Raw genomic sequence first — 10,887 nt, forward strand, 5'->3', positions numbered from 1 at the left:
CAATGTTAACCAAAGAAAAATCCCCTGCCATATCCGCCAATGATGTCAGTGTTAGTTTTGGTGAGCGGGTGATTTTGGACAACGTAAGTATTGAGTTGAATTCGGGAGAAGTCACCACGTTACTGGGCCCGAATGGTGCCGGAAAAAGCACCTTGTTAAAGCTGCTTTGTGGAGAAACAGAATCTGAGGCCGATGTTGCTTACTTTGGTCAGTCAAGAAAACAATGGAACCCAAAAACATTATCAAAGCATTTGGGTTTATTGCCTCAACACAGCACGTTATCTTTTCCTTTTCTTGCTTCGGAAGTAGTCGAACTTGGAGCCATTCCGCTTGATATGGCTAATAAGGACACCAAAAAGCTTGCTTTACAGTACATGCAACAGGCCGATGTAGCACACTTGGCGAATCGCCTCTACCCTTCGCTGTCAGGTGGCGAAAAACAACGGGTTCACCTAGCTCGTGTTCTAACTCAATTGCATCTTTCTGGCGACAAGAAGATCCTAATGCTTGATGAACCAACATCTGCACTTGATCTTGCGCATCAACACAACACTTTAGCTATCGCTCGTGAGCTAGCTGACAACCACAACACTGCGGTAGTAGTTGTTTTGCACGACTTGAATCTCGCCTCTCAGTACTCCGATAGAATCGTTATTTTACACAACGGCAAATTGGTAGCCGATGGTGCTCCAAAAGATGCCATCAATAGTGAGATGATTGAGCGAGTATATGGCTACAAAACCATTATTACTCGACATCCGCAACTTGGCTTTCCGGTCGTATTAGCAAGTTGATTAGACTAACAACTATTGGTTTTCATCAGCAATAAAAAAACCGCTTGTGAACAAGCGGTTTTTTTATGCGAGCGTTGGTTACTTTGACAACTGAATCAATGAACGACCAATCAACCATTCTAGTTCTTTATCACTGCCTTCGCCGTATTGAGACTCTACTAGTTTGTACAGCCTATCTATACCTTTCGAGGCAAACTCATGCGAGTTTTCAGAAGTAACAATGTGATGGAAAAGTAGCTTCAAGATCGCCAAGAATTCTGGATTCTTCAACGACTCAATCCAACTGCCTGTAAAACCGTTGATTCCTTTTTCAAATTCTAAATGTTCCACGAACATCTTGAAAATTCGACCATCAAGCGCTGCCGTAAAGTCCGTTTTCTTTGGAAAATGGTGACTAATACCGGTTCGCGAAATACCTGTCTGTTGGCTCAAAGTGGTGTACGACATCTTGTCGTATCCTAGTCGGATGATCTGATCAACGACCGCTTCCATAATTTTCTGGATCGTAATCTCAGTATCTTCTTTACTACGCTTTGGCATTTTAAAGCTCTTCTCTTATCGTTATGTGCGTTCACTGTATGCTATACCATAATTAAAGCAGTACTCGGTATAGTTTTCTATTCATTAACGTATCGATTTGTTAAAACTCAGTTTACGGCACCTGAGGCGAATTATTAGCTAAACTCATGAACATTATACGTCCCATTGAGAATATTATAAAAAACAAACCATTGATTAATAAGTTATAAAGTCTAACACTTCTCTGATATTGATAAACTAGTCTGTACTACATCACTAGTGCGCAAGTCTCATTTATGAGAACTCGATCACAAAGATGCACTATTACTTGCATAATAAAAAAATATTAAAAAGCAATGACTTATAGTAATTCGATATATCACTTGTCACTTAATTAGATAAAAATAGTTAACAGTTAGAAAATTTCTGTTACAAAACCATATCTTAACGCAATGACCTAATCCTTTGAGCATGTATTTATTACTGGATACCTTATTTCCACAGATATAGAATAAACACAGATTTTGTAAGAGGTATCGTTATGTCAAATACATATGAAGAGCCAACCGTATGCGATGCATGTGGTGTAGCTGGTGAAATGGGCTTTATCATCAAAGAAGGCGACGACGTCGCCGAGGTACAGCTATTCAGTGATTCAAAAGCACAGTTAGAAGTTGAACTTCAAAAGTATGTTGAACTTGCTCAGGCTGTCTGTAAGAACGTTGAGTTTGAAGTTTCACCACTTGAAGAAAGCTCAAAAGAGCTCACTGCTCGATTCAAGTTTGAAGTCAGTGCTGAAAAACTGATCTTCGAACTGAAAACACGTTCTCTGGCAAGATAACTAGAGCTTACGTAACATCAAGCGAGCATTATTGCTCGCTTTTTAATTGCTTCCACTTAAGTTGACCATTCATTTCAAAGTCCTGCTCCGCCACACATTGCAATACTACACCTTCGACATTAATCACCGATCCTAATGAGTACGCTTTGTCGTTGTAATAACAGACTCGCTTACCGAGCTTGGAATCCGATAACAATACCGCAGCTCCAACATCTGCCCCAGGCGTGGTGATGGTTTTAGCCGATAAGGGCGAGGCGAAAGCACACATTATCGCCGTCACAAGGCCCAGTGATTTCCATTGTTTTCTCTTAATTTCCATTGCAAACTACCTACGTCGCTCTGATTGTATGGTATCTCGTTATTATGATTCGTTTTTTTGCTGCAATAGTTGCAGCCCTTTTGTTCACCACATGCTCAGTGGCGCAAGACCTCGATCATTATAAGCTACTTAACCATCTTGATAATTATGGCAACCTTGACCTGAGAAATAAGCCGTACACGACACTCCCCGAGGGATTAATCGTAAAAGGCAACCTCAATATCGCAAAGACACCTATTAAGATGCTACCTAATAATCTTGAAATCAAAGGTAGCTTAGATGCCTCAGATAGTTTAGTGGAATTCATGCCAAGAGGAACCAAAATCACAGGATACGCTAACTTTCTCGGAAGCCAATTGAAAGCGTGGCCAGCTGGTGTTGTTCCCGGTGGCTATATCAACCTCACGGATACGCCGGTAACCAAATTACCAAATGGTATGTATGTCAAAGGCGACCTAAGTGTCATTCGCACTAAATTAACTGAACTGCCCAATGGTTTGGTCGTAGAAGGCAACCTTTATCTGGGTGGTTCACAAATAACCACTTTTCCCAAAAAACTCACGGTCAAAGGAAATATCTATCTAGGCGGTAACACCATTACTCAATGGCCAGACGACTTAACCTTGGGTGGTGCCGTCGCTCGTTAATGCATTAACTTAACCACTCATTTATAAAACCGGAACAGTGTAAAAATCTGTTCCGGTTTTTCAAATTCTACCAAGTGTAAGCTTTTACTACCGAAACGACAGAGGCTTTACACTATGACATTTTTCAATTTCGTTGCTAATTACTTTCAAGCCACCTATAAATATGAGGACAACAATAGCTTACTTGGAAAGCTGTTTTACGTCTCTCCAGCAGAGCGTGCCGAGCGACTTAATGAGCTGTTTGGTACTGATGCATTTTGGGGGATATCCACATATTCAGAGCGACATAAAGACTCCATCACAGAAAAACCGGAACAACGAGATTAAATAATCAATGGCAGCAGACAGGCGTAAACTTGAGCTATACGAAAACCTTTTTAAGCAATTAGGGCCGGGAGATCACCGTATTACTATCGGCTCGATTGCAGAACATTTTCAATGCAGCGAGCGACACGCGCGAACGTTACTTAATCAAATGGAAACTAAGCAATGGTTATCCTGGACTCCTCTCCGTGGCAGAGGAATGAAGGGCAAACTCGTCTGCCTACAAGAACCTATTGAGGCCTGCTACAAAGAGGTTGAACAGGCTACTGTAGAAGGCAACTACGATTTGGCGCATAAACTGATTGGCTTTAACAATCGTAATGTCGCTAGTGGCCTAAAACATTACCTGACGCATGCAACAACAGCCAGTGAAGATACCATTTTTGCTCCATTTCATCGCAGACTCAGTTGGCTCCACCCTCATCACACTATGGAGCGTACTGAACGCCACCTCATTCACGAGGTTTTCCAGACCCTAGTCAATGTTAAAGGGACTGAATTCAGTGGTAACCTCGCCCATGCATGGGAAAGCGATGATGAGAAAATTAGCTGGGTCTTTTATCTGCGTAGTGGCGTCGTCTTTCACGATCAGTCTCCAGTCACCACCAATGACGTAGTAGAGAGCCTAAAGTCACTAACTCTCTCACCTTACTGGTGTGCGCTTTACGATCATATCGCTGATATTACTAGTCATACTGCTAACCAAATCCAGATAACACTTAAGTACCCTGACCCTCATCTACCTAAGCTTCTGAGCAGAGCCGAGGCATCCATTATGCCTAAGCATTTTATCTATCGTGCCGAGAGTCATTTCAAACCGATAGGCTCAGGCCCATTTATGGTGGATGTGAGTTCCGAAAAACTGCTTCGCTTGAAACGCAATCCGAACTATTGTGGTCAGTCGGCTCTGGTCGAACATATCGAACTTTGGATTCACAAGGAGTGGGCAGAAGATAAGAAATGCGCTGAAAATTTCTTCTTCCTTAGTGATGAGCAAGTTCAATACACGGCGTCAACATCCGATATTGGCTACTTTTTCCTACTCATCAATAATAAAGCCTTACAGAATTCGTCGTTTCAACACAGTTTGGAGAGGTTATTTAACGGTCGACTAGACTCACCGATCCCCTGTGATACACATGTCGACTTTTGTTTTGAAAACAACAACGAAAACCGTTGGTTTTCGCGCAAACTCATTAGTGCACTCAAACAGCAAGACGTTACCGCAACCGGTACTCAAGTCGTCTATGGTCATCCAGCACCTAAACAAGACCTAGCTATTGGTGGCATTCGCTTAGAGGGAGATAGAAGCACTAGCCTAATAGCTTTTTTTAAGCTCTACCCATATTGGCAAACAAACCTAACCTGGAAACAACAAGACCACTTGAAGCACACCCTATCGGCCGCACGCTCGGAGGCAGACACATCAAAGCAAAAGCAGATTCTCGACGCGTTGCTTACCTGGTTACACAAAAACCATGTACTGACGATTATTAAGTCAGAAGATCTTTGTTTGAGTATCCCTTCTCGTATTCGAGGCGTGGAAATCAACTCCATTGGCTGGTGCGACTTTTCCAAACTGTGGATCAAACAGAGAATGATACATTCTCACTAAGTCAATACTCGCTCTTACTCAGAAATAGTGAGATATCAGAAGTAGTGAGATATCGCTAAATAACGGGTTCGGATATGTTCTATCAACAGCCTCACTTTGTTTGGCGGTTGTCGAGTAAAAGGGTAAACGGCATAGATTCCCAAACGCTTACCCACTTGGTCAGGAAAAATATCCACCAGCTGACCATTGCGTATGTCATGGTATACCAAGCAGCGTGGGACATACGCGATACCATGCCCACCTAATGCCGCCTTTCGCAGTGCAGTGGCATTATCAGTAGAAAATGAGCCTGAAACGCGCACGATATAGTTACCTTTATTTGCCTTAAACTCCCACTCTGAAGCTCCGGTGGTTTGATAAGCGTATTGCAAACAATTGTGCTGCGTAAGATCTTCAGGCTTGAGAGGTTTGCTGTTTTTCGCAATGTAGGAAGGAGAAGCACAAACTACCCACTGAGAATCCAAGATATGACGCGCTATCAGGCTTGAGTCCTCTAGATATCCTGTACGAATAACAAGATCAAACCCTCCATCCACCAAGTCTACAAATCGATTATCTAACGACATATCAACGGTGAGACCGGGGTGCATGTTACAAAATTCGGCCACAGCATCGGCTAAGATCAAATCACCGGAGATAGACGGCACGGACATTTTGATGTGACCACTAATATTCTCACCATACCCTGAAACTGATTCCATAGCCTCTTGGGTGGCTTGCTTCACATTTTTCGCACCATGAACAAGTGCTTTACCAGCCTCAGTGAGCGTTAATTTACGCGTTGTTCGATATAATAATTGGACACCCAATTCTTCTTCTAAACGTGCAATTCTTTTACTAACTACTGAATTTGTAAGGTTATTTTGCTCTGCCACTCGGCTAAAAGCACCTGTTTCTACCACCTGGTAGAACAGAATTAAGTCATCTGCTCGCATCACATTATGCCAATTTTGGAAATAATCATTTTCATTATTTCTCTATATCAACAAAAAATAAAGGGATAGATTCACCCCACCTTAACAACCCTATTACAAAAATAATAAAGACAACTTCGCCCATTCACATAGTTGGAGTGGATGAGCTAAGACAAAAGGAAGCAACCCATGTCTGAAACTCTATTAGCCCTCGTGGCATTTTCGCCTATCGTTGTCGCGGCCATCTTACTGGTCGGTCTCAATTGGCCCGCAAAAAAAGCTATGCCTGTTGCATTTGGACTTACCGTAATTATTGCCCTATTTGCTTGGGATATGTCGGTCACTCGCGTTCTCGCGTCGGTATTTCAAGGCTTTGGAATTACCGTCTCCGTACTCTGGATAGTGTTTGGTGCAATTTTCTTGCTCAACACCCTCAAACATACAGGAGCCATCACCACAATTCGTAACGGTTTCACCGACATTTCCCCCGACCGTCGAGTGCAAGCTATCATCATCGCGTGGTGTTTTGGCTCCTTCATTGAGGGCGCATCTGGGTTTGGAACCCCTGCAGCAATTGCAGCACCGCTGCTTGTCGCCATTGGCTTCCCTGCGCTAGCTGCGGTATTAATGGGTATGATGATTCAATCTACACCCGTCTCTTTTGGCGCGGTAGGTACCCCTATCATAGTCGGCGTAAACAAAGGTCTAGATACCCACAATATCACCGAGTCTTTGGTTTCTCACGGCGCTTCATGGGACATGTATTTGCAGCAAATTACGGCTAACGTTGCCATTATTCATGCCTGTGTTGGAACCCTCATGCCAGTGCTCATGGCAATGATGTTAACCCGTTTCTTTGGTAAGAATCGCAGCTGGACAGAAGGTCTAGACATCCTGCCATTTGCACTATTTGCTGGTGTTGCGTTTACTATTCCATATGCGCTTACAGGCATTCTTCTCGGCCCTGAGTTCCCATCACTCATTGGCGGGCTTGTCGGCCTAGCCATCGTCGTCAGTGCGGCAAAAAAGGGCTTCCTAGTACCGAAATCAAAATGGGATTTTGAAAGCGAAGATAAATGGCCAACTGAGTGGCTAGGTTCGTTGAAAATGGATCTTTCCGAATCAAACGGAAAGCCAATGTCGATGGCCGTCGCTTGGCTACCTTATGTGCTGTTAGCCGTCATCTTGGTGGCTAGCCGAGTCAGCTCTGAGTTTAAAGGCTTCCTGACCAGTGTGAGTCTATCGTTCAGCAATATTCTTGGAGAGACTGGTATTAGCACCGCTATTCAGCCTCTATATTTGCCGGGCGGAATCCTAGTGTTCGTTGCCTTGTTGGCAGTCATTATTCAATCACGCAGTGCGAAACCACTGGTCGCCGCTTTTGGTGAATCGAGCAAAACGCTTATAGGAGCTGGCTTTGTTCTTGTGTTTACCATCCCGATGGTTCGTATCTTCATTAACTCTGGGGTAAACGGTGCCGATCTAGCGAGCATGCCAGTAACCACGGCTAATTTAGCCTCTGCCATGGTTGGTGAAGCTTTTCCTGCGCTAAGTGCCACAATCGGTGCTTTAGGAGCATTCATTGCGGGCTCAAATACGGTGTCTAACATGATGTTCAGCCAGTTCCAGTTCGAAGTTGCACAGACTCTTACTATTTCAACCACTGCTGTGATTGCATTGCAAGCGGTAGGAGCAGCAGCCGGTAATATGATCGCTATTCATAACGTCGTCGCTGCCTCTGCTACCGTAGGACTACTGGGACGTGAAGGCCTAACGTTGCGCAGGACGGTTATACCCACATTCTATTACTTAGTCGTTACCGGTCTCATTGGATTGGTTCTGGTTTACGGCTTCCATTTCACCGATGCCTTGATGAACTGATTTAGGTTCAATTAACCACGCACTTACCTCGTTTTTTGAGTGAAGTTGTGAATTATCTCAAGAAGGTAAGTGCGCTTATTTTTCAGAATGTTACATCTAGTCTATATAAGAATATAAACCCATAAAAATGGGTCTGGTGCTGGAGCAAAGCAATGCGAATCTATCCCTCAAAACCGAGCAAAGTTTATTTTTATGCCACTTGCCTCGTCGATGTATTTGACCCTGAAGCGGGTCTTGATGCGATGACATTGCTGAAGCAACAAGGTATCGATGTAGAGTTTGTTGAAAAACAAACGTGCTGCGGTCAGCCAGCTTATACCTCAGGTTATGAAAATGAAGCTAAGCAAGTCGCGCAAAGCCAAATGGACCTGTTCACAGAAGAAATTCCTGTGATCGTATTATCCGGTTCCTGTGGAGGAATGATGCACCATCATTATCGTCGATTATTCAAAGGCGATAAGAACCAAGCCAAAGTGGATAGCTTTTGTGACCGTGTCTTTGAACTCACTGAATTCTTAGTAAATGTTTGCCGCGTGAGGCTAGATGATAAAGGTCAACCAACGAGTGTTGTCATGCATACTTCTTGCGCTGCTAGGCGAGAAATGAACGTCCACGTTACCGCCACAGACTTGCTCAGCCAACTGTCCAATGTCGAACTGAGAATGCAAGATTACGAGAGTGAGTGTTGCGGCTTTGGTGGCAGCTTTTCGGTCAGACATCCAAATATTTCCCAAGCGATGGTTGAAGACAAAACTCGACACATCGAAGCAACAGCATCAGATACTTTAGTAAGTGCTGACTGGGGTTGCTTACTCAATATTAACGGCGCTTTTGAATATCAAGGCAAAGCCATCAAAGGCCGCCATATAGCCTCATTTTTGCTAGAACGTACCCAAGGAGAATCCTAATGAGCCAGACTCCTGAACAGTTTCACGCCCTAGCAAAAGATGCTCTAGCCGATAAGCAGCTTAGAGCTAATTTTCGTGGCGCAATGGACTACCTGCGCGATAAACGTAAAACAGCTTTCTCTGATTTGGATGAAGAGAAGCAGACCCGCGACCTGGCCGAAGCCATTCGTCAGCGCTGTCTTAGTAAGTTACCGGAGCTGCTCGAACAACTGGAATTCAACTGTTATCGAAACGGTATCCAAGTCCATTGGGCAGAAAATCCAGAGCAAGCTAATACGATTATCGCCTCTATTGCTTCCGAGCATGACGCCAAAAGCATCATCAAAGGTAAGTCTATGGTCAGTGAAGAGATTGAGATGAACCATGAGATGGCAAAACTGGGTATCGAATGTCTTGAAAGCGACATGGGCGAGTACATAGTGCAACTTGATGGTGACAAACCATCGCACATCATCATGCCGGCTATCCACAAGAATAAGCAAGAAGTTAGTGACACATTCGAAGCAAATCTTGAGGGGTTTAGTCCTACCACCGACGTTGATAGCTTGATTCAGACCGGACGTACTCGCTTGAGACAAAAGTTCTTTGAAGCCGACATCGGCTTATCGGGCGTGAACTTTGCCGTAGCTGAAACGGGAACGCTGTGTTTGGTAGAAAATGAAGGCAATGGCAGGATGTCTACCACAGTACCTAACGTCCACATCGCGATTACCGGTATCGAAAAAGTCGTTGAATACCTCACAGACGTGCCGCCTTTGTATAGCGCGTTGACTCGTTCTGCCACTGGGCAGGCAATTACGACCTACTTCAATATGATCAGCTCTCCTCGTAAAGCAGGAGAGAAAGACGGACCTCAGGAAGTCCACTTAATTCTGCTCGACAACGGCCGTAGCCAAGCCTTCCAAGACGAAGAGCTACGCAAAACGTTGCAGTGTATTCGTTGTGGAGCATGCATGAATCACTGCCCTGTTTACACCAAGATTGGTGGCCACGCCTATGGCACCGTTTATCCCGGCCCAATTGGCAAGATCATTTCTCCTCACCTATTGGGAATCGATAAAACTAAAGATCTCGTGACGGCTTCAAGTCTATGTGGCGCGTGTGGTGAAGTGTGTCCAGTACGCATCCCTATTCCAGAAATGCTATTGCGCCTTCGTAAAGAAGCAAAGAACAAAGCGAGTAAAGATAACCTAGAACTCAACGGACAGAACGCAGCACGCAGCAAAATGGAGTCTGCGGCGATGAAAGGGTTTGCTTTAGCCGCAAGTTCATCCCATCTCTACCATGCAGGGACATTTATGGCGACAAAACTGCAGAGCTTAATTCCAAATAAACTGGGTGCCTGGACACAATGTCGAACCAGTCCTAAACCAGCTAAGAAAACACTGCATCAAATTATGGTTGAGAAAAATAAGGCCGAGCCTAAGAAGTGACAGAGGAAATGAGCATGAATACAAGACTTGCGAAAGATAACATTCTTGGGCGCCTAAAACAGGCAAAGCGAACCCCCAAAACAGCCGAAGAGATGGCGTTTTTTCCTTGGGGTAGTCACCCAGATATTACGGCAGATGATAAAGCCCAACGCTTCTTTGACATGATGACAGCAAACCACGCCGATGTTCGAGTCACCACAAGAGCGGAATTAAGCCCTACTTTACAATCCGTTATGGAGCAATATCAATTTCAAAACATCGCAATTGGCACGGCTGGTGAATACATCAACGATTTTGAAGTCGCCACCAGCACACGAAACGTTACCACATTCAATAAAGAAATTGAGCAATGGAAATCTGAACTGTTTAACGATATTGATGTAGGTATCACACACACCCTTGGAGGTATCGCTGATACTGGTGCTTTGATTCTTTGGCCTACAGAGCATGAGCCTAGAACACTATCGCTAGTGCCTCCGAGCCACATTGCTGTCGTTAAGAAATCAGCATTGTATGGTCATTTCTTGCAAGTGATGCAAGAGAACAACTGGAATCATTACATACCGACAAACGCACTATTAATATCTGGCCCTTCGAAAACTGCAGATATCCAACAAACGCTCGCCTATGGCGCACACGGACCAAGCCAGCTGATCGTGTTACTGCTGGAAGACGAATAAGAATAAAGGACA

Annotated in this window: 12 protein-coding genes; 9 read left to right on the plus strand and 3 right to left on the minus strand. The window is 44.2% G+C overall.

All coding sequences use genetic code 11. The features are described from left to right. Positions 1–2 precede the first annotated feature (2 nt). The gene (locus MMA19_RS04085) at positions 3–794 is read left to right on the plus strand and encodes a heme ABC transporter ATP-binding protein (RefSeq protein WP_240205836.1); all 792 of its coding nucleotides are present in this window, start codon (positions 3–5) and stop codon (positions 792–794) included. Between the two features lie 78 nt (positions 795–872). Here MMA19_RS04085 and MMA19_RS04090 read toward each other — a convergent pair whose 3' ends face one another. Further along, positions 873–1,334, minus strand: coding sequence for a TetR/AcrR family transcriptional regulator (locus MMA19_RS04090; protein WP_006074644.1), 462 nt, complete (start codon positions 1,332–1,334; stop codon positions 873–875). A gap of 520 nt (positions 1,335–1,854) precedes the next feature. Here MMA19_RS04090 and MMA19_RS04095 point away from each other — a divergent pair. Continuing rightward, complete coding sequence (locus MMA19_RS04095) at positions 1,855–2,154, plus strand: YfcZ/YiiS family protein (RefSeq protein WP_006074643.1); 300 nt, start codon at positions 1,855–1,857, stop codon at positions 2,152–2,154. 28 nt (positions 2,155–2,182) lie between these two features. On the opposite strand, the gene MMA19_RS04100 is transcribed toward MMA19_RS04095, so the two are convergent. Then, a complete protein-coding gene (locus tag MMA19_RS04100) occupies positions 2,183–2,473 on the minus strand; it encodes a YnjH family protein (RefSeq protein ID WP_124941334.1) in 291 nt (96 codons plus the stop codon). A 44-nt stretch (positions 2,474–2,517) separates the two neighbouring features. Between MMA19_RS04100 and MMA19_RS04105 the strand changes: the two genes are divergently transcribed. From MMA19_RS04105 to MMA19_RS04115, 3 genes are all read left to right on the plus strand, one after another. Next, positions 2,518–3,120 (plus strand): hypothetical protein, encoded by a 603-nt coding sequence (locus tag MMA19_RS04105; RefSeq protein ID WP_031493535.1) that lies wholly within the window; start codon positions 2,518–2,520, stop codon positions 3,118–3,120. Between the two features lie 114 nt (positions 3,121–3,234). Beyond that, on the plus strand, positions 3,235–3,447 hold the full coding sequence (locus MMA19_RS04110; RefSeq protein WP_198559108.1) for a hypothetical protein: 213 nt from the start codon (positions 3,235–3,237) through the stop codon (positions 3,445–3,447). 7 nt (positions 3,448–3,454) lie between these two features. Further along, positions 3,455–5,059: an SgrR family transcriptional regulator gene (locus MMA19_RS04115; RefSeq protein WP_240205563.1), complete on the plus strand. Its 1,605-nt coding sequence runs from the start codon at positions 3,455–3,457 to the stop codon at positions 5,057–5,059. 35 nt (positions 5,060–5,094) lie between these two features. Here MMA19_RS04115 and MMA19_RS04120 read toward each other — a convergent pair whose 3' ends face one another. Further along, on the minus strand, positions 5,095–5,994 hold the full coding sequence (locus MMA19_RS04120) for a LysR family transcriptional regulator (protein WP_006074638.1): 900 nt from the start codon (positions 5,992–5,994) through the stop codon (positions 5,095–5,097). A gap of 168 nt (positions 5,995–6,162) precedes the next feature. Between MMA19_RS04120 and MMA19_RS04125 the strand changes: the two genes are divergently transcribed. The 4 genes from MMA19_RS04125 (at position 6,163) to MMA19_RS04140 (ending at position 10,875) form a co-directional block, all read left to right on the plus strand. After that, on the plus strand, positions 6,163–7,854 hold the full coding sequence (locus MMA19_RS04125; RefSeq protein ID WP_240205564.1) for an L-lactate permease: 1,692 nt from the start codon (positions 6,163–6,165) through the stop codon (positions 7,852–7,854). A gap of 152 nt (positions 7,855–8,006) precedes the next feature. Beyond that, positions 8,007–8,762 carry a (Fe-S)-binding protein gene (locus MMA19_RS04130; RefSeq protein WP_006074636.1) on the plus strand — a complete coding sequence of 252 codons (756 nt, stop codon included), beginning with the start codon at positions 8,007–8,009 and terminating at the stop codon, positions 8,760–8,762. After that, entirely contained in the window at positions 8,762–10,195 is a 1,434-nt protein-coding gene (locus MMA19_RS04135) for a LutB/LldF family L-lactate oxidation iron-sulfur protein (protein ID WP_240205565.1), read from the plus strand. The genes MMA19_RS04130 and MMA19_RS04135 overlap by 1 nt, the downstream gene beginning before the upstream one ends. A 14-nt stretch (positions 10,196–10,209) precedes the next feature. Continuing rightward, entirely contained in the window at positions 10,210–10,875 is a 666-nt protein-coding gene (locus MMA19_RS04140; protein WP_240205566.1) for a lactate utilization protein C, read from the plus strand. Positions 10,876–10,887 lie beyond the last annotated feature (12 nt).

It is taken from the genome of Vibrio sp. CyArs1 (genome assembly GCF_022432925.1).
Taxonomy (GTDB): domain Bacteria; phylum Pseudomonadota; class Gammaproteobacteria; order Enterobacterales; family Vibrionaceae; genus Vibrio; species Vibrio mediterranei.

What these genes read in the sequence shown, in the direction of transcription:
- MMA19_RS04085 (WP_240205836.1), top strand. Translation starts at nt 3, where the DNA reads ATGTTAACCAAAGAAAAATCCCCTGCCATATCCGCCAATGATGTCAGT.
- MMA19_RS04090 (WP_006074644.1), bottom strand. Translation starts at nt 1,334, where the DNA reads ATGCCAAAGCGTAGTAAAGAAGATACTGAGATTACGATCCAGAAAATT.
- MMA19_RS04095 (WP_006074643.1), top strand. Translation starts at nt 1,855, where the DNA reads ATGTCAAATACATATGAAGAGCCAACCGTATGCGATGCATGTGGTGTA.
- MMA19_RS04100 (WP_124941334.1), bottom strand. Translation starts at nt 2,473, where the DNA reads ATGGAAATTAAGAGAAAACAATGGAAATCACTGGGCCTTGTGACGGCG.
- MMA19_RS04105 (WP_031493535.1), top strand. Translation starts at nt 2,518, where the DNA reads ATGATTCGTTTTTTTGCTGCAATAGTTGCAGCCCTTTTGTTCACCACA.
- MMA19_RS04110 (WP_198559108.1), top strand. Translation starts at nt 3,235, where the DNA reads ATGACATTTTTCAATTTCGTTGCTAATTACTTTCAAGCCACCTATAAA.
- MMA19_RS04115 (WP_240205563.1), top strand. Translation starts at nt 3,455, where the DNA reads ATGGCAGCAGACAGGCGTAAACTTGAGCTATACGAAAACCTTTTTAAG.
- MMA19_RS04120 (WP_006074638.1), bottom strand. Translation starts at nt 5,994, where the DNA reads ATGCGAGCAGATGACTTAATTCTGTTCTACCAGGTGGTAGAAACAGGT.
- MMA19_RS04125 (WP_240205564.1), top strand. Translation starts at nt 6,163, where the DNA reads ATGTCTGAAACTCTATTAGCCCTCGTGGCATTTTCGCCTATCGTTGTC.
- MMA19_RS04130 (WP_006074636.1), top strand. Translation starts at nt 8,007, where the DNA reads ATGCGAATCTATCCCTCAAAACCGAGCAAAGTTTATTTTTATGCCACT.
- MMA19_RS04135 (WP_240205565.1), top strand. Translation starts at nt 8,762, where the DNA reads ATGAGCCAGACTCCTGAACAGTTTCACGCCCTAGCAAAAGATGCTCTA.
- MMA19_RS04140 (WP_240205566.1), top strand. Translation starts at nt 10,210, where the DNA reads ATGAATACAAGACTTGCGAAAGATAACATTCTTGGGCGCCTAAAACAG.